Annotated in this window: 21 protein-coding genes; all 21 read right to left on the minus strand. The window is 33.9% G+C overall.

Going from position 1 to position 18,592, the window contains the following annotated elements:
* Positions 1-17: 17 nt before the first annotated feature.
* The 21 genes from PEPCATONIAE_RS02275 to PEPCATONIAE_RS02375 all read right to left on the minus strand — a co-directional run bounded on the left by PEPCATONIAE_RS02275 (position 18) and on the right by PEPCATONIAE_RS02375 (position 18,585).
* Positions 18-1,823, minus strand: a complete 1,806-nt coding sequence (locus PEPCATONIAE_RS02275; RefSeq protein WP_138159365.1) for a DUF4153 domain-containing protein — start codon at positions 1,821-1,823, stop codon at positions 18-20.
* An 82-nt stretch (positions 1,824-1,905) separates the two neighbouring features.
* A complete protein-coding gene (gene truA / locus PEPCATONIAE_RS02280; protein ID WP_138159366.1) occupies positions 1,906-2,637 on the minus strand; it encodes a tRNA pseudouridine(38-40) synthase TruA in 732 nt (243 codons plus the stop codon).
* Entirely contained in the window at positions 2,634-3,443 is an 810-nt protein-coding gene (locus tag PEPCATONIAE_RS02285) for an energy-coupling factor transporter transmembrane component T family protein (protein WP_138159367.1), read from the minus strand. The genes truA and PEPCATONIAE_RS02285 overlap by 4 nt, the downstream gene beginning before the upstream one ends.
* Positions 3,436-4,302, minus strand: a complete 867-nt coding sequence (locus PEPCATONIAE_RS02290; protein ID WP_138159368.1) for an energy-coupling factor transporter ATPase — start codon at positions 4,300-4,302, stop codon at positions 3,436-3,438. Before PEPCATONIAE_RS02290 ends, PEPCATONIAE_RS02285 begins: the two co-directional genes overlap by 8 nt.
* A complete protein-coding gene (locus PEPCATONIAE_RS02295; protein WP_138159369.1) occupies positions 4,284-5,111 on the minus strand; it encodes an energy-coupling factor transporter ATPase in 828 nt (275 codons plus the stop codon). Before PEPCATONIAE_RS02295 ends, PEPCATONIAE_RS02290 begins: the two co-directional genes overlap by 19 nt.
* Before the next feature lie 87 nt (positions 5,112-5,198).
* Complete coding sequence (gene pyrE / locus PEPCATONIAE_RS02300; protein WP_138159370.1) at positions 5,199-5,825, minus strand: orotate phosphoribosyltransferase; 627 nt, start codon at positions 5,823-5,825, stop codon at positions 5,199-5,201.
* 1 nt (position 5,826) lies between these two features.
* Positions 5,827-6,531, minus strand: a complete 705-nt coding sequence (pyrF, locus tag PEPCATONIAE_RS02305) for an orotidine-5'-phosphate decarboxylase (RefSeq protein WP_138159371.1) — start codon at positions 6,529-6,531, stop codon at positions 5,827-5,829.
* Positions 6,532-6,606: 75 nt separating this feature from the next.
* Positions 6,607-6,924: a YbjQ family protein gene (locus PEPCATONIAE_RS02310; RefSeq protein ID WP_138159372.1), complete on the minus strand. Its 318-nt coding sequence runs from the start codon at positions 6,922-6,924 to the stop codon at positions 6,607-6,609.
* 10 nt (positions 6,925-6,934) lie between these two features.
* A protein-coding gene (prfB, locus tag PEPCATONIAE_RS02315) for a peptide chain release factor 2 (RefSeq protein ID WP_180339339.1) occupies positions 6,935-8,045 on the minus strand; the annotation gives its coding sequence in 2 pieces (ribosomal slippage) (positions 6,935-7,966 and positions 7,968-8,045; 1,110 coding nt in all).
* A 10-nt stretch (positions 8,046-8,055) separates the two neighbouring features.
* Complete coding sequence (locus PEPCATONIAE_RS02320) at positions 8,056-9,024, minus strand: PIN/TRAM domain-containing protein (RefSeq protein WP_246060408.1); 969 nt, start codon at positions 9,022-9,024, stop codon at positions 8,056-8,058.
* 158 nt (positions 9,025-9,182) lie between these two features.
* Positions 9,183-9,668: a CarD family transcriptional regulator gene (locus tag PEPCATONIAE_RS02325; RefSeq protein WP_138159375.1), complete on the minus strand. Its 486-nt coding sequence runs from the start codon at positions 9,666-9,668 to the stop codon at positions 9,183-9,185.
* Between the two features lie 100 nt (positions 9,669-9,768).
* Positions 9,769-11,073 carry an MATE family efflux transporter gene (locus PEPCATONIAE_RS02330; RefSeq protein ID WP_138159376.1) on the minus strand — a complete coding sequence of 435 codons (1,305 nt, stop codon included), beginning with the start codon at positions 11,071-11,073 and terminating at the stop codon, positions 9,769-9,771.
* A 140-nt stretch (positions 11,074-11,213) separates the two neighbouring features.
* The gene (locus PEPCATONIAE_RS02335; RefSeq protein ID WP_138159377.1) at positions 11,214-11,696 is read right to left on the minus strand and encodes a ferritin; all 483 of its coding nucleotides are present in this window, start codon (positions 11,694-11,696) and stop codon (positions 11,214-11,216) included.
* 14 nt (positions 11,697-11,710) lie between these two features.
* Positions 11,711-11,983, minus strand: a complete 273-nt coding sequence (locus PEPCATONIAE_RS02340) for a hypothetical protein (protein ID WP_138159378.1) — start codon at positions 11,981-11,983, stop codon at positions 11,711-11,713.
* Between the two features lie 60 nt (positions 11,984-12,043).
* Positions 12,044-14,149: an alpha/beta hydrolase gene (locus PEPCATONIAE_RS02345; protein ID WP_138159379.1), complete on the minus strand. Its 2,106-nt coding sequence runs from the start codon at positions 14,147-14,149 to the stop codon at positions 12,044-12,046.
* 12 nt (positions 14,150-14,161) lie between these two features.
* Positions 14,162-15,055: a PSP1 domain-containing protein gene (locus PEPCATONIAE_RS02350; RefSeq protein ID WP_138159380.1), complete on the minus strand. Its 894-nt coding sequence runs from the start codon at positions 15,053-15,055 to the stop codon at positions 14,162-14,164.
* The gene (locus PEPCATONIAE_RS02355) at positions 15,052-15,990 is read right to left on the minus strand and encodes a DNA polymerase III subunit (protein ID WP_138159381.1); all 939 of its coding nucleotides are present in this window, start codon (positions 15,988-15,990) and stop codon (positions 15,052-15,054) included. Before PEPCATONIAE_RS02355 ends, PEPCATONIAE_RS02350 begins: the two co-directional genes overlap by 4 nt.
* Positions 15,990-16,274, minus strand: coding sequence for a cyclic-di-AMP receptor (locus PEPCATONIAE_RS02360; RefSeq protein WP_138159382.1), 285 nt, complete (start codon positions 16,272-16,274; stop codon positions 15,990-15,992). Before PEPCATONIAE_RS02360 ends, PEPCATONIAE_RS02355 begins: the two co-directional genes overlap by 1 nt.
* Positions 16,275-16,283: 9 nt before the next feature.
* Entirely contained in the window at positions 16,284-16,610 is a 327-nt protein-coding gene (locus PEPCATONIAE_RS02365; RefSeq protein WP_138159383.1) for a cyclic-di-AMP receptor, read from the minus strand.
* Positions 16,607-17,224 (minus strand): dTMP kinase, encoded by a 618-nt coding sequence (gene tmk, locus PEPCATONIAE_RS02370; RefSeq protein ID WP_138159384.1) that lies wholly within the window; start codon positions 17,222-17,224, stop codon positions 16,607-16,609. The genes PEPCATONIAE_RS02365 and tmk overlap by 4 nt, the downstream gene beginning before the upstream one ends.
* A complete protein-coding gene (locus PEPCATONIAE_RS02375; RefSeq protein ID WP_138159385.1) occupies positions 17,221-18,585 on the minus strand; it encodes an aminotransferase class I/II-fold pyridoxal phosphate-dependent enzyme in 1,365 nt (454 codons plus the stop codon). Before PEPCATONIAE_RS02375 ends, tmk begins: the two co-directional genes overlap by 4 nt.
* Between the last annotated feature and the right edge of the window lie 7 nt (positions 18,586-18,592).

The raw sequence follows: 18,592 nt of genomic DNA on the forward strand, positions 1-18,592 counted from the left end.
TCTGTCAATATTTATACCTATTCAAGTTTTGTTGCCAACAGATAGAATTCAATATCGTAATCTATTGCTCCCTCGTTGGGTCCGTATCCATACACTTCAGTAAATATTATTTTATATTTTATCTGATTTGATTCTCCCTCTATTGAAAGATCCTCAAGGTCAATTGTTCCCTTTGACTGCTTTAGGGCAACCATTTTTTTATAAACATCCTTTAAGGCGAAGCTTGCGAAATTAATTTCACCATTTCCATTCTTATAGTATATGTCTACATTGTTAGAGTCCTCATTTTTAATTACGTAGTTGCCGAAGGATTGTTCCTGGGTAAACAGACCGACATTTACCTTTATAATCCTATCATAGCCCTTTATATCAATTGGGGAAGAATAGTCAAAGGAATAGTTATAATCATTTTCAAGACCATAGGTTTCTTCCCCTTGAGGTAGACCGAATCCCAAAAGCTTTTCCAAATTCTCACTGTTAAAGGTAAACTCTCCCGGCAGATATTTGCTTTCCCTTGGTCTGTGATCCTCACTTAAATAGTTTATAATTTTTATAATCTCTTTTTTATCCGAATAAGGCAGATCTGTTTTTGCTACTATTGCTCCATTTGAGATCATACCATTCCTTGATAAAATCTTAGTAAGTCTTGCTGTTTGACTTGAAGCTGAGAGATTATAGGCACTTATAGGTCCCACTGCCGAAATTAAAACCATTACCGAAAATAAAATCGGAATAAATATATTTGAATTCTTTCTATAGCCTATATAGTAGACCATTGATAGAGTTGAGAAAATTCCTCCCATAATTACAAAAAATCTGTTTTCAGTTATACCATATTCCTTTACTCTTATAAAAATGGACAGAAACATCATTCCTAAAACAGGCAGCATAACCACAGGAAAAATTTTTCTGAAGATTCTTACTAAAGGCACATCTTTAATCAAGGTGCATATAAATAGCAAGCCAACAGATAAAAGAGCAAACCATAAAACTAAATTAGTAATAACGCCCTTAGGTAGAACTCCTGTAATTAAAATTTTTGCGAAATATTCCAAAAGAATAAACAAATAAACTATAAAAACCGGAATTATTATATAAGAAGCGAGAATTTTAAAAACTTTTGATACTTGATAGTCTTCAAAAGATGTTGCAAATCTAGGGAAATTAGACAAGAAAACTCCAACATTAAAGGGTAAAAATATAACTATCCACATGGACACATATAATTTAAAGTCTATAACCTTGTCAAAGAGGTGAGTTATAGCACTAAATATAGCTACAATTCCAAGATACAGAACAAGGGAGTAGCATAGAGATATAAAAGCCGCTCTTAATATTTTCAAAAAATATATGGGATAATCCTCGTGATGAAGTATTTTGCCTATATACATACAGGCAAATATAAGAGCAACAAGCACTCCGAAATAAACATACTTTGCATCATAAGAAAACAAGCTTTCACCTGGGTTGATTACTTTATTGTAAACTCCATAAAAGGTAATGGCTAAAAAGAAAAAGGCTCCTAAATGTATGTATTTAAATCTTTTAAGTTCTTCCTTATCCTTTGCTGATCCCCTTAAGGCTTCTGCGAAAAGATTAAGAAAAAGAGCCATTACTGTAAGCATAAAGGTCATGTATCCATAGCCCATATAATCTATGGATGAGTCTGCTACTGGTGTCATTACAGGAGTTTTATTACTATTAATAACATCAATAATAAAAAAAACAGCACTTATACATATAAAAACCATAGAGAAAGGAAATCTCTTATATACAGACTTGGTTTTATTAATCATATTGGATATTCTAGTAAATATTTTCATATTAACCTCCACTTACTTAAGTGTAATTCAAGTCTTTAAATTATACAATACAAAACCGCTATTTTTACCATATTGTAACCTTTTAATCATAATAAATTTCCATTAGATAAAGCCCCTTACTGGGAGCTGTAGGTCCTGCTTTCTTTCTATTTTTACTTTTTAGAACCTTTTCCATATGATCCTTATTAAATTTACCTGATCCTATTTGAATACTTGTTCCTATAATTATTCTAATCATATTTTTTAAAAAGCTTTTGCCAAAAAAGTCAACATAAACAATATCTCCATTGTCTGTAATGGAGATATTATAAATTTCTCTTATTGTATCTTTTACTATGGCGTGCCTTCCCATAAAACTTTTGAAATCATGCTCTCCTATTAGGCACTTAAAGGATTCCTCCATTTTATTTATATCCAAGGGATAGGGGTAGTGCATCATATTTTCATAGAGGGCATTTCTATACTTGCCCCTATAGATATAATACCTATAGTGTTTGCCTTTAGCTGAAAATCTTGAGTGAAAGTCATCATTGACATACTCCGCCCCGATAACGGATATATCATCAGGTAGATGAAAATTAATTACCTTAGGCAAATTTCCTATATCGATACTTGTATTTGAAAAAAAGTTTACCACCTGGCCTGCAGCGTGAACACCTGTATCGGTTCTACCTGCACTCATTAACTTTACCTTATGCTTTACAGTTTTTTCTATAGCTGCCTTCAGGCAACCTTCCACGGTTTTAACATTAGGTTGAATCTGATAGCCGTAATAGTTTGTTCCTTTGTAGCTTATAATAAGTTTTATATTCATATTAAATTTCCTAGATATTTTGAAAAAATTATACAGGCAAAAAATATGCTATTAAAGGCCAGAGCACCGTAATCTGTCTTTTCAAGCTTTAATTGTTTAAACTTGGTCCTTCCTTCTCCACCTCTATAGCACCTTGATTCCATAGCTATAGCAAGCTCATCGGCTCTTCTAAAGGAGGTTATAAACAAGGGAACCAATAAAGGTACTAAGTTTTTTGCTCTTTTAATCATATTTCCTGATTCAAAATCTGCTCCCCTTGACATTTGCGCTTTCATAATCTTATCTGTTTCTTCTATAAGTGTTGGAATAAATCTTAGGGCTATTGTCATCATCATAGCAATTTCATGAGAAGGAACTCCGATTTTTTTAAAGGGCTTTAAAAGCTCTTCTATTCCGTCAGTCATTTCTATAGGTGATGTAGTAAGGGTTAAAAGGCTTGTACCCATTACTAAAAGTGAAAGTCTTATCGCCATTAACAAAGCTGTATTAAGTCCCTCTTTTGTTACTGAAATTATTCCATATCTAAAAATTTCCTCTCCCGGTATAAACAAAACGTTAATAACAAAGGTTAAAATGATTATCCATTTTAACGGCTTTAATCCTTTTACAACATAGCCTACAGGCACATTTGAAAGCTTTATTATAAAAATTAGATACAGAAGTACAAATAAATAGGGTAGATAAGAGCTTATAAAAAATAAACTTATTATAAAAATAAATGCCACTATTATTTTTACTCTAGGATCCAAGCTGTGAACCTTGGAGTCGGAGGGATAGTATTGTCCTATGGTAATATCTTTAAACATCTTTTTTACCTCTTAAAATTTCCTCTAATTGTGCTTTCGCTTCCTCAACTGTTATACATATCCCATCTACCGGAAGACCCTTATCCTTTAATCTTTTCATAAATCTTGTTACTTGGGGAACTCCCAAGCCTATTTCTAAAAGCTCCTCTTCTCTGGCAAAAATATTTTTAGGTTTATCGTCCATAAAAATTTCGCCTTTTTTCATTACTATAATTCTCTCGGCAATTTTAGCCATATCCTCCATTGAGTGAGATACTATTACTATAGTGATATCTCCCTTTTTATAGATTTCCTTTATCTCTCCAAGAATTTCTTCCCTACCCTCAGGGTCAAGTCCTGCTGTAGGCTCATCAAGTATAAGTACCTCAGGCTTCATGGCTAGTACTCCGGCTATGGCAACTCTTCTTTTTTGTCCTCCTGATAAATTAAAGGGAGATTTATCCTTATACTTTTCATAGCTAAGGCCTACAGATTCCATAGCCTCTTTTACCCTTTCATTTATATCTTCTTCATTTAGGCCCTGGTTTCTTGGTCCGAAGGCTATGTCTTTTGATATAGTTTCTTCAAAAAGCTGGTACTCCGGATATTGGAAAACAAGTCCTATTTTTTGTCTTACCTTTCTTAATTCAGAGCCCATTTTAGAAATATCCTTACCTTTAATTAAAACGCTACCTGTATGTGGACTTAAAAGTCCGTTAAGTTGCTGAACCAAAGTGGACTTTCCAGATCCTGTATGGCCTATAAGTCCTATAAATTCTCCCTTTTCTATAGTTAAATTTATATCCTTTAAAGCGGTTTTTTCGAAAGCTGTGCCTTTTCCGTAAACATAACTTACATCTTTTAGTTCAATAAGGGCCATATTTCACCAACCAATTCATCTATATTAAGTACCTTGTGATTAAGATTATAACCTGACTTAGATAATTCCCATGCAAGCTCTGTAACTTGAGGAACATCAAGACCGATTTCCTTTATTTTATCAACTTGAGAAAAAACCTCTCTAGGATTGTCATCTATGGCAATCTCTCCCTTTTCCATAACTATTATGCGATCGGCCTCAGCTGCTTCATCCATATAATGAGTAATTAAAATAATGGTTTTGTTTTCTTTTTTATTTAAGTCTTTTATAGTGCTTATAACCTCTTTACGTCCTTCAGGGTCAAGCATGGCTGTAGGTTCATCTAAAATAATATACTCAGGCTTCATAGCAAGGATTCCGGCTATGGCAATTCTTTGCTTTTGACCTCCTGATAGCATATGGGGAGCGGATTTTGAAAATTCCCCCATTTCTACAGCATCAAGGGCCTGTTTTACTCTTTGCTTTATTTCATCAGACGGAACTCCTAAGTTTTCAGGACCGAAGGCTACATCCTCCTCAACTATTGTGGCTACTATTTGGTTGTCAGGGTTTTGGAAAACCATTCCTGTATTAGACCTAAGCTCCCAAATAGTCTCTTCATCTGCAGTGTCCATTCCATCTACAAGAACTTTGCCTGAGTTTGGAAGTAAAAGTCCATTTAAAAGCCTTGCAAGTGTAGACTTTCCGCTTCCGTTATGACCTAAAATTGCAACAAACTCTCCCTTATTAATTTTAAGATTCAAATCCTTTATAATATAGTTTTCCGATTCACTGTTATATTTAAAATTTACTTTTTCTAATTCTATCATAGACCTTTTCCTCTATTGATTATAAACTCATATTCCAAATCTATAGTTTAGTACAGGTTAAATTTCTTTTCAACAAAAATCTAAAGTCTATTTCATCCAGTCTTCATTATAGGGGTCAAGCTTCCATTTTTTTATCTTTTCTATTTCAGATACCTCTATATAATTATGCTCTGCTGCAACTTCTGCAAGCTCATCAAAGTTTGCCAATGAATAGTGGTCTATATTATTAGATTTAAAATTTTCTTCAGCTTTTTTCAAATTATAGGTAAAAATTGAAACTATTCCCATAACCTTATAACCTGCTTCCATCAGTGCTTTGGCAACATCAATGGAAGACCCTCCTGTAGAAAATAAATCCTCTATTACAACCACCTTAGCTCCCTTAATTAACTTGCCTTCTATTTGATTATTCTTTCCATGATCCTTTTTAGATGTCCTTACAAATCCCATAGGCAGATTCATTTTTTGAGCTATAATAGCACCATGAGGTATGCCGGCGGTAGCAGTTGCCATTATATATTCAACCTCAGGAAATTTTTCTCTAATAAGTTTAACCATGGCATCTTCAACTATCTCCCTTTGCTCAGGATAAGAAAGGATTAGTCTGTTGTCGCAATATATGGGAGATTTTATTCCTGATGCCCAGGTAAAAGGCTTCTTAGGTGATAGGCTTACAGCTTCAATATCAAGTAATATTTTTGCAATTTCTTTCATTTTATTCTTCTCCTAAAAACATTTTTCTTATTTTTTCGTAGGCTTTAAGGGGATCTTCAGCTTGGGTAATGGGCCTTCCTACAACTATGTAGTCACTGCCAAGCTCCCTTGCACCGCCGGGACTTACTACCCTTGTCTGATCATCCTTTTTTGATGAAGGAAGTCTTATACCCGGAGTAACACAAATAAAATCTTCTCCAAGCTCCTTTTTTATTCCCCTTACTTCAAGAGCTGAACAAACAACTCCACTAAGGCCGCTTTCTTTTGCAAGTTTAGCATAGGATATTACAGTTTCTTCAAGGCTGTGATTCTCATCTATTAAAATTTCCTTATGAATCATTTCCTCAGAACTTGATGTAAGCATAGTTATACCCAAGGTAAGGATATCCTTTCCGGATTTTTTTACCTGGTCTGATGCTTCCTTAAGCATCTTTGAACCCCCAGCAATGTGATAATTAATTATATCCACATCTAAATCTAAAAGGGATTTAGTTGCCCTTATAACTGTATTGGGTATGTCGTGAAGCTTCAAATCCAAAAATATTTTATGCCCTCTTTTTTTAAGCTCTTTTATAATTTCAGGGCCTTCCTTATAAAAAAGTTCCATACCTACCTTCACAAAAAGTTTTCTATTAAACTTATCTATAAATTCTATCATCTTTTCCCCTGATTCAAAGTCCAGGGCTATAATTACATCTCTATCCATAATTACCTCCTTGGGGTATTTATTAAGATTATACAGCAAAAAAGGTGCATCTGAACAAATGCACCTTTAAATATTTTATTTCAATTTAACAGCAGTTCCTGACACATTTAAAAGCAACATATTGCCCTGACCTAAGGATTGAAAGTCGAAATGTATGCCTATTACGGCGTCTGCTCCCATGTTTTTTGCTCTTGTAATCATTTCATTAATACAGTCATTTCTGGATTCAATCATTTCATTCTCATATCCAGAGCTTCTGCCACCTACTATGTTTCTAAAGCCTGCTCCTATATCTTTAATTATGTTAATTCCGTTTACTGCTTCTCCGAAAACTAAGCCTAAATATTCGGAAACCTCTCTACCTTCAATTACATTTGTTGTAGCAAGTATCATTTTACTCTCCTTATGATGTCGCCTTCATTTGCAAATAGTCATTTACAAAGTCATCTAAATCTCCATCCATTACCCTGTTTACATCCCCTACCTCAGTGTCAGTTCTGTGATCTTTAACCATGGTATAGGGTTGAAATACATAGGATCTGATTTGTGAACCCCAAGCAATTTGTGAATAATTTCCTTGTAAATCTTCTATTTTTTCCTTCTTTTCTTCTTCAGCCAAGGCTACAAGCTTTGATTTAAGCATATTCATTGCCTTTTCCCTGTTTTGAATTTGACTTCTTTCATTTTGGCATTGCACCACTATCCCTGTAGGTATATGAGTAATTCTTACAGCGGAGTCTGTGGTGTTTACGTGCTGACCTCCGGCTCCTGAGGATCTGTATGTATCAATTCTTATATCCTCTTCCTTAATTTCAACATCAGAATCGTCATCAAATTCAGGGTAAACATCTACTGATGAAAAAGAGGTGTGCCTTCTTTTATTGGAATCAAAGGGCGATATTCTTACAAGTCTATGTACTCCCTTTTCTCCTTTTAAATAGCCATAGGCATTATCTCCCTCTATTAAAAGAGTTACAGACTTGATACCTGCTTCCTCTTCCTTTTGAAAATCAAGGGTTTCAACCTTAAATCCGTGCTTTTCAGCATATCTTGTATACATTCTTAAAAGCATACTCGCCCAGTCCTGAGCCTCTGTGCCTCCTGCCCCTGCATGAATTGAAAGGACGGCATTATTGTTATCATATTCTCCATTTAATAGGATCTCAAGTTTAAATTCTGAAGATAATTTTTCAATTTTTTCCAATTCTTTCTTAAAGTCTTCATAAAAACTAAAATCATCTTCAAGTTCCATAAGATCTATTAAATCTTGTGCCTCATCTATTTTTTTTGTTAAGGCATCATATTTTTCAAGTTTTCTTTGATAAAAATTCTGCTCTCTAATTACGCCTTGAGCCTTATCGCTGTCTTCCCAAAAATTCGGATCCAACTGCTTTTTGTTAAGCTCCTCTACCTTACTCCTTAAAGCAGGTAAGTCAAAGAGATTCACCAAGGCTTTTTACTAAGGATTTCGCTTCGTTAATGCGTTCCTTGTCAAGATAAATGTTTTGCTCCATTATTTCCCCCTTAATTAAGTCTAGCGAATATCATTTTTCCGGCTGATGTTTGTAAAACTGATGTTACAGTTACATCTACTGTTTGACCAAGATAATTCTTGCCCTGCTCAACTACAATCATAGTGCCGTCATCCAGGTAGCCAAGACCTTGATTGTGCTCCTTGCCCTGTTTTACTATGTCAACCTTCATTTCTTCTCCCGGTAAATACACGGGTTTTACTGAATTTGCAAGTTCATTAATATTAAGTACACTAATATTTTGTACCTTGGCAACCTTATTTAAATTATAATCATTTGTTACAATCTTTCCATTTAAATCTTTTGTAAGGGCTAAAAGTTTTGAATCCACCTCTTTAATACTGTCATATTTGGCATCATAAAGTATTACCTCAGTATCATTATCATCCTGCATCTCCTTGATAATATCCAGTCCCCTTCTACCTCTGTTTCTTTTTAAGGCATCTGAGGAATCTGCAATGTGTTGGAGCTCTTCCAAGACGAAAATAGGAAGTATTAAAGGACCCTCTAAAAATCCTGAGGCGCATATTTCTTTAATTCTTCCGTCAATTATAACTGAAGTATCAAGAACTTTCGCAACTCCGGGACTCTTTATGGGCTTTAGCTTTTCCTTTGTAACCTGACCCTTTCCTGCAACTATTTCTCTAAATTTTCCGCTAATATCCTCTCTGTTTTTTATTGCGATTTTAACTCCCAAGTACCCGAACATACCATACAGAATTGCGGACAAGGCCGCACCTACATACGGGATGGGTATTGCAAGTAGTGGTTGAGATATTAAGAAAGCTATTATAAGACCTATTACCAGTCCTATAGAGCCCATTAAAACCTCAGTAAAAGACCTGGTTTTAAGTTCTTCCTCCCACCTTTTTAACAAAGATTCAAGTGAGCTGAAAGCTTTTGGAGATATAATATAAAATATAAGTGCAAATAGGGCAATTACAAAAAGTGAAATCGCCATTAATACATTTTGCGTAAATTTATTCGCAAAACTCAAGCTTCTAAAAAAAGTAACAAATACTACTCCCAGCCCTGCTCCTATAATAGTAAATAAAAATCTGAAAATTAAATTTACTATTTTTTTATCCTTATCAATAACTATAACCTCCTTTTTTAAATTTATACGTTAAATACGGCGTCTTCTACCATCTTTGTGATTTCATCGACGTCCTTATCGTATACAAGTGACATTTCAGATATAATTATCTGCTTTGCTCCTGTAAGCATTTTTCTTTCCCCTGTTGAAAGGGATTTTTCCTGATCAATTCTTTCAAGAAATCTTACAACTCTAGCTATTTCTTTAATATTTCCCGTTTTTATTCTGTCCATATTAAATCTGTATCTTCTATTCCAGTTTGTAGGCATCTTAACATTATCTTCCCCTGACAATATTTTAAGAACCTCGTCCATATCTTCTGTTCCTAAAATGTCTCTTAATCCGATTTCAGCAACATTATCAACCGGGACCATTACTTTCATTTCCTTAATAGGCATTTTCATTATGTAATACTTTTTTATTTTTCCTAAAATTTTTTTGTCTTCAATGCCTACTATAACCCCTGCCCCGTGCATGGGGTATACTACTCTATCCCCTATTTTATACATTTTATCCCTCCTGATAGCCCACATATATAGTATAACAAAATAGGAAATAAAAGTAAATGTATAACTATATCATAGTTTTTTCTATTATGCAATATTTAATTCATCTCTTTATTTTTCTTTCCCTTCTATAAATTAAGTAGCCGGCAAGAAGAAAAGATAAAAATTCCGTTACGGGATAAGATGCCCAGGTGCCGTCAATACCGAACTTGCTGCTTAAAAATATTACTGCTGGTATTATAAGTACCACTCCCCTTAAAAGGGAAACAATAAAGGCGGATCTGGATTCTTCCATTGATACTAAAAGCTCGGTTATTCCTATGTTAAGTCCAGCAAAGAAAAATCCTATAAAATAAATTCTTATTCCCCTTGCGGCAAGAAGAGTTATGTCCTTATTACCCTCTTCATTAAAAAATCCAACTATATATTCAGCCTTAAGGTATGAGAAGGTATATATGCAAATTGTAACTACAAGAGATGAAATAAGAGCATAGCTTATAAGTTTATTTAAATTTTTTCTGTTGCCTAGGGCGTACTCCCTTCCCGATAAGGGCTGAACTCCTCTACCGAGTCCCGTATAAATACAGGTTACAACCATGGCCAGGTTGGCTATTACAGCATAGGAAGCAACTCCTATATTACCTGCAAGACCCAAGGTTACATAGTTAAATACTATTAAACTAATTGCTGAAGCAAGGTCTGTTACAAAGGTAGGAAAGCCCATACTTATAATTGATCTGTCATAATATTTTTTGTAGCTTCTTATATAGGACAGTTGCCTTTCCTGGTTAAAGGCGTGAAAGACAAGTATAGCTAAAGATATTAAAGGAGCCAGGCAGGTTGCTATTACGGCACCGAAAATTCCCCAATGGAAAATAAACATAAAGACATAGTCCAAAACTACATTGGAAATTGATGAAACCACCATGGCAATCATGGCAAGTCTTGGACTGTTATCACTTCTTACAAAGGAGTGAACAATATGATTTAAGCTATAGGCAGGTGCAAAAATCATCATGTATTTAATGTAGATAGCTGCCATTTCAAGTATGTGTCCTGATGCTCCAAGGCCTGATGCAATTTGTCTTGAAAATACCGCCCCAATAAATGCTATTATAAAGGCGAAAATCATTCCCATTCTTATAGCGGATGTGAAAGCCCTGTTGGCCTTTTCTATATTACCTCTGGAGAGATTTATAACATAAATTGAGCTTCCTCCTATTCCAAGCATAAGACTTACTGCCGATATAAAAGGAAAAACCGATATTGAAAAGTTAAGAGCTGCAAGTCCGTCGCTTCCAAGAGCCTTTGCTACAAAAAAAGTATCTGCAAAAATATAAAGGGCTATACTTACCATGCCTAATATATTAAGACCTGCATACTTTATAAATTCTCTAAATAATTTCATTAACTACTCCTCATAAGGATTAATTGATTTAATAATACTCTATGAGAAATAATAGCTTTAGCTACAATTCTCAAGCATAAGTATACCATAGCTTATAGGCAACAAAAAAGAGGAGGTTAAACCTCCCCTTAAGCTCTTTTTTATTCTCTTTTTCCAAGCTCTGCATCAAAGATATACAAGCCGTTCCAAGATTCGTTAATTCTTTCAAATCTTGTAACAATTCCTCTAAAGTTATCTTCTTCTTCAACTTGCTCGTCGATAAACCAGCCTAAAAATTCAAGAGCTTCATAATTCTTTTCTTCTTCAGCTAATTTATAAAGCTCTCTAATGCTTTTTGAAATAAATTTTTCGTGCTCAAGAGCTTGTTTAAATACATCTGTAAAGCTTTCAGCCTTAAACTCAGGCTTTTTAATTCCTGTATATTCAACTTTTTCGTCAACTTCAAAAAGGAAGTTATAGAACTTCATAGCATGTTCAAACTCTTCATGAGCTTGCTTAAACATAAAGTGTGCAAATCCTTCCATATCTCTTTCTTTTAAATGCGCTGACATAGCAAGATACAAATATCCACTTTCCAATTCAAGATTAAATTGTTCGTTCATTTTTTTCATTAAATTTCCCATTTTAAATCTCTCCTTTACTTAGGTTCATAAAGCTCATATATCCCATAGATATCCAACCCTAACTCTACTAATTTTTTTACAACCTCCGGTATTTCATCTGTTGAAATATTTAAGCTCATGCCATTATATATTAAAGTGCTTTTACCGTAATATTTCGACTTAACAGTATTAAAGTTGTCAAGTAAAATATCCGCTACTTTATCCATACTTCCAATAAGGAAGAAGATATTTCGATTGTCTCCTGAATCAAGAGTATTAAGTTGATTGATCAGTAATGTTTTAACCATAACATCTTCTCCTTAAATTTCTATCCTTAGTATTATTACCCGTAAATTTATTTAATAAACTTAATCGCTATAACCTATATTGTCGATAACTACTTTGTTGTTACCGGACTTAAAGATAAAATCAAGATATTTAATTTCAGATTTATTTATTTCCTTACCGAAGTCTTCTAAGGGTATTCTTATTGTTTCGAAGGAAGACTTATAATCGTATTCATCTGTAAATTTTTGAAGCTTTGAATGTTCAACCTTAACAGGAGCTTTAAGGGTTTTATAATCAGAAAGCTTAACCCTTGAAGCTATGCCGTAGGAATCCCTTAGTTCCACATCCATATCTATATTGTCAAAGTTCTCATTTTTAACCATTAAATCAAATTGAAGATAATCTTTTGTAGGTAAAAAGTCATCAAAAACAAGTTCGTAGTCAGCTTCATTGTAATAGGACAAATGTAAGGCGGTATTATATAGTTCCTTTGAACCTATATTTACTGTATCTTCCTTTACCTTGTTAAATCCCTGGTAGCTACAGGACCCGTAGTTAAAGGTTAAAAGGTCAAAATCATCTTCATAGTCTACCAGGGGAACAAAGCTCCCGTCTGAATATCTTGTGAAGTAAACTGTATCAGGTAAGGCATATTTGTCAGTGTCCTTGAAAAAGTCTCTGCTGTTTCTTATATTAAAACTGTCTTCTAAAAAGGCGTATAAAATTTTTGAAAGTGCCTCTTCCTGATCTTCTTCTGCCATTAAGGCGGAAGTATTTATAAAGAAGGATTCCGGTGGATCTGAGTCCCATTTACCCCAAAGCTCGTTAAATTGCCCATGATTGGCAAAGCCCATATAAATAGCTGCTTTAAACTTATCAGGACTTGTAAGTTCAGTATTGTCATAGATCTTCATGCCGGAAAAACCTTGAACGTCTTTATCGTGACTGCCATGAACAGTTAAAAAATTAATATCCTTTAGCTTGATATCCTTGCCTGAGGGATTATATTGATCTACTGTCGGAGCAATAGATACTATTCCCTTAATATTAAAATTATAGTTCATTTCCTTTCCCGTATCAGGATTAAGTTTAAGCTTATTTAACACTCCGGCAATTGCTACAGCCTCTCCTCCTCTTGAATGACCTGCAAGAACAATGTTGTCTTTATCAAAAAGCTTGTAGTATTGTGAGTTTTTATTTGAACTTTCTTCCAACAGGGCTTTTATATTTTCAAGTAAAAGAATGGCCCTTGCATCATTTTCGTTCCCTAAGCCGAATTTTGAAAATCCGTTTAACATATTTTCATCAACTGATACAAAAGCTATTCCTCTTCTGGCAAGATATTTGCCCAAGTAGTCATAGCCTAAATAGTTTTCTGTAGTGAATCTGTGATTGCCATGAATCATAAAAACTACAGGAGAGTTTTCTTCTCCCTTTGGATACCAAATTCTTCCCCTTAAAGGCACTTTGTTAAGACCTCTTTTAAAGTAAAAATCCCTAACCTTTTTAGTCCTTCCGGAATAATTTACATAAGATAAAAGGGATACACTCTTATCAAGCTCATAGTCCAAGCTTCCTGAAGAGAAATTTATTTTTGAATCCATGGATATTTTATCTGAATTATCTATTTTTAAATTTTTAAGCTCTTCATTATCTCCGGCGGTAATTAAAAAAAATACTGCAAAGGCTATAAGGGCTCCTGATGGAATTAAAAATAAAATAGAAAGTTTTTTCTTATTTCTAAAGAGTCCCAAAAGACTTTTTACAAATATAATTAAAATTAAATCTGCTACAAGGGCAAATAAGTATATGTATAAATCATCTAAAAAAGCATCTTCAGCTAAATCTTCCAACAGTTTATAAAAAATATAATATAAGCTTAAAAACATTATAAGATTTTTTCTGTCCATTCGAGATAAAATTAAAATAAGCTTATCAAGAATGCCAAAGGCTATAGTTAGAAGTAAAAAGGTTATAAAGGCCGATCCCAATAGAGCCAAAGGAGAATAGATTCCTCTATCGGCAATATAGTAATAGTAATTTAAGCTTATAAAAATTGCCATAATGCTTGTAAGAAGAACCTTACCCCTTGAGGGCCTTCCAAAAATTTTCCCTGCTAAAAGCTTAATCTTAGCTTGAATTTTTATTAAAATATTATTTATTTTCATAATTAAAGGTGAAAGCAAAAACTTTCACCATCACTCCCCTTCAAGATCTTTAAGGTCTTCAATTCCAACCTCTTCATCTTTTAATTCAGATTTCATTTCCTCATAGTTTTTATTAAACTTATGAGTTCTCTTTATTTCTTCAAGATTGTAAGTAGCATACTCTGAATCATCTTCATTAGTATAAATTACCTTTACCAGCTCTTGAATAGTATAAGTTGATACTACTGTTGCCTTTCCTCTTTCCGTTTCAACTATTTCACCAATTCGGGGCATTCTTTTAAGGACACACTCATATCCGTCCTGCTCATACTTTAAGCAGCACATAAGTCTTCCGCAAATACCGGATATTTTAGAAGGATTTAGGGAAAGTCCCTGATCCTTTGCCATTTTTATTGAAACAGGAGTAAAAGAGTTTAAAAATGTAGAGCAGCAGGTCGCCCTTCCGCAACAGCCTAAACCTCCTATTATTTTAGCTTCATCTCTTATGCCTATTTGACGAAGCTCTATTCTTGTTTTAAATATTGAGGCTAAGTCCCTTACCAGTTCTCTAAAGTCAATTCTTCCCTCTGCCGTAAAATAAAAGAGAAGTTTTGAATTGTCAAAGGTATACTCGCAATCTATAAGTTTCATGTCAAGATTATACTTTTCACATTCTTTTTCACAAATTATAAGGGCCTCTCTTGCCTTGTTTCTGTTATCTATGTTTTTTATTTCATCTTCTTGAGTAGCAAGCCTTAAGACAGGTTTAAGTTCATTTAAAATACCTTCCTCTTCAACCTGTTTTTTTAAAACTACTGTACCGAATTCCTGACCTCTTACGGTTTCTACTATTACGTTATTTCCTATCTCTATATTTAATGAATTGGGATCAAAATAATAAGTCTTTTTAGATTTTTTGAATCTAACCCCAACTATATCTATCATACAACGCCTCCAATATATATAAGTAAGTCCTCTATAGCAAGATCGAAATTAGTGTTTTCTTTTAATAATCTTTGAGTTTGGAGGATTTTTTCCGAAATTTCTATAGCTCTTTTTACAGAAATAGTCTGTTTTTTTAAAAATTCAACCTTGTCTGTGTTAATTATCTCATCTTCCAAACCTTTTTTATAAAAGGCAAGGTCTCTTAAAAAAACTATAAAAAATTCAAAAATATCATCTAGGGATTCACTATCCTTAAAAAAATCCATATCTCTAAAGGGATAGCCTCCCATATTTAAAAGCCTATCCAAAACCTCTATACTCCTATCTCTAAGAAGAAGATAACTTGGATCCTTTGCAAACCTCATGGCTTTTTTCATAGAACCTGTAGCAAGTCTTGCAAAAAGCGCTCCATTATTTCGACTAAGCCCTTCTCTGTTAATTAAAAAATTTTCAATCTCTTTATCTGTTATATCTTTAAATTTAATAAGTCTGGATCTAGAAATAACAGTAGGTAAAATATTTTCCAAGGATGAACTTATAAGTATAATCTTTAAATAATCTTCAGGCTCTTCAAACATTTTAAGCATGGCATTTTGACCGCTTACAGTTACCTTGTCAAATCCGTCAATTATATAAATCTTGTAGTTTCCGCTATAGGGTTTAAGCTTTGAGTCTCTTACAAGATCTTCAATTTGCTCCTTCTTTATTAAATTTTCACTTCTTATTATTCTTAAATTCTGATTTTCGTAATTATCTCTTGGAATAAAGTCATCCCTGTCCGGTTCAAGGAGTCTTGCAGCAAAGGCCTTTGCCGCAGTAAACTTTCCAAGTCCCTCGCTTCCTATAAAAAGATAGCCATGGGAAAGCTCCCCGGAACTTATATTTGCTTCAAGTTGATCTAAAACAGGCTTATTGCCTATAAAATCAATTAACATTAAACTCTAAGACTCTTTTCCACATCAAGGACAAATACCGTAGCCCCTGAAATATGAAATTCGCCCTTGTCGTTTTTAAATTTTTCAGTTTTGGTAATTTCCTTGAATATTTTGTCTATATCTTCAAGCTTATTATCTTCACAGCCTAGAAGTAAGGTTGTATTGCCGCCTTTTAAAAATCCTCCTGTAGTTGAAATTTTAGTAACATAAATTTCTTCATCTAAAAATCTATCCATAAGCTCGTCAATAAACTTGTCCTGCACTATGGCAATTATCATTTTCATTTTATTCACCTAATATCTTTTAAAATCTTCAACATTCATTACAAAAGCATTGGCTCCCCCAACCTTAACTTGAATAGGCATGGGGATCATAGCTTGTCCCGGAATGTTTATAGTCTGAATAGTTTTTGTAACCTCACGTGTCTTGCAATTATTTTTGATAATACTTAGATATTTATCAACCTGGTCATCTTCAACTCCTGATACAAGAGTTGAGTTGCCGCTTTTTAAAAATCCTCCTGTGCTGCTGATTTTAGTGACTCTATAGCCCTTGGAAGTTATTTCTTCAACAAGGTTTTCAGTGTCTACATCTTGTACGATGGCTATTATAAGCTTCATCTTACTACCTCCAGCCTCTTATATAAAATTTCCAAACATTCTAAAAAAACTTCTTTCTCACTACGACTTGCATCAATTACAGTATACTTAGGATTTTCCGCAAGTTTTTTATAGGCTTGTCTAACCTTTAAATGGAAATCTTCACCTGAGTTTTCAAGTCTGTCAGGATTGTCCAAAAGCTTTCTCTCAAGAGTGGACTTACCCTTAGTATCAAAAAGAAAGGTAATGTCAGGCTCAAATCCTCCCGTTGCAAAATTATTTATAATTTCTATATCCTTAACACCAATTCCTCTGCCATAGCCTTGATAGGCAATTGATGAAAGGACAAACCTTTCACATAAAACGATTTTGCCTGAATTTACTGCAGGTATTATCTTTTCCTCTAAGTGTTGAGCACGAGACGCTGCATATAACAAGGCTTCTGTTCTGTAAGACATATTTGAGTTTGCATTATCCAAAATAAGGGACCTGATTTTTTCCGAAATGGCAGTTCCTCCCGGTTCCCTTGTCCTTATTATATCATATTCATTTTTCAGTTTTTCATAAATGGCCTCTGCAGTAGTGGACTTGCCACAACCGTCCGGACCCTCAAAGGTAATGAATAAACCTCTCATTTTAAAACCTCAACATATCCCTTGTCTACTCCTATTATTTCAATACCTGCCTTGTGGTAATCATAAAGCCGACTTATAATCTGTCCTGTAATTTCCTCTCCCGGGGTTATTAATGGAACTCCAGGCGGATAGGCTGATACAAAGTTTGCACAAACCCTGCCTTCAGCTTCCTTAATATCTATGCTTTCCCTTTGTCTGTAAAAAGCCTCTCTAGGGTTTAGAATAATCTTAGGGCGACTCATTTCAACTTCAGTCATAGGAACATAGTCATCTTCCCTTAAAGAAAGATCCTTTAAAGCATCTCTAAGCTTAAGAAAATCAGACTCCTTATTGCATACGGAGCTTAGTGCCAAAGCGTAATTAAGATCTCCCATTTCTAGTCTTATATTATAACTTAAAAACATATTTTTAACAATATTATAGCCTTTCATGCCCTTTAGAGAAAAAAGTATTTTAGTTTTGTCAACCTCTCCTATAGTTAAGTCCTTATCGTCTTTTTTGAAAAAGTTAACCTCAGGAAGAGAAGCTTCCATTTTTTCTATTAAAGCTACTTGTTTACTTAAAATATCTCTGCCATTTTTATCCATAAAATCCACACCGTACTCTGAAGAGAGCATTAAAATATAGGAAGGTGATGTTGACAAAAACATCTTCATTGATCTTAGAACTTGTCTTTGATCTATATCACAATTTATGTGCATAAGGGCCGTTTGTGTCAGACTTGGCAAGGTCTTGTGGGTGGAATGTACAATAATATCTGCAAAATTAACAGCAGAATAAGCCTCATAGGGTGAAAATTTAAGATGGGCCCCGTGAGCCTCATCTACAATTAAATAAGCCTTATACTTATGGACAAGCTCAGAAATTTCCTTTAACCTTAAACAAATTCCAAAATAGTTGGGACTTGATAAAACTACAGCCTTAATCCTATTATTTTTAAGAAGTTTTTCAAGTTCATCTATATTGATTCCTGTAAGAAGATTTGATTCTTTATTGTAGTTAGGATAAATGTAGTGGGGTTTAAGACTATTTAAAATCATGGAATTATAAACCGAAACATGGGAGTTTCTTTGCAAAATTATTTCATCTCCCGGTTTTGTTAAAATACTTAGGGCTACATGTAAAGCTCCTGTTGAACCGTTAGGTATATAATAGGAGCTTTTTACTCCATATACACGGGCTATTTCTTCCTGGGATTTTAATATTGCATCCATGGGATTAAGTAAGTTATCTGTACCTATAGTTTCAGTAACATCATACTTAAAGTCAAAATCAAAACTAGTATTTGACTTGTTGCCGGGCATGGAAAAACTCACTTGATCCTTCACTTTTTTTACAGCATTAAAAATATATCTATTCATCTACTTA

The sequence above is a fragment of the Peptoniphilus catoniae genome (assembly GCF_901447155.2).
GTDB classification, from domain to species: domain Bacteria; phylum Bacillota; class Clostridia; order Tissierellales; family Peptoniphilaceae; genus Peptoniphilus_E; species Peptoniphilus_E catoniae.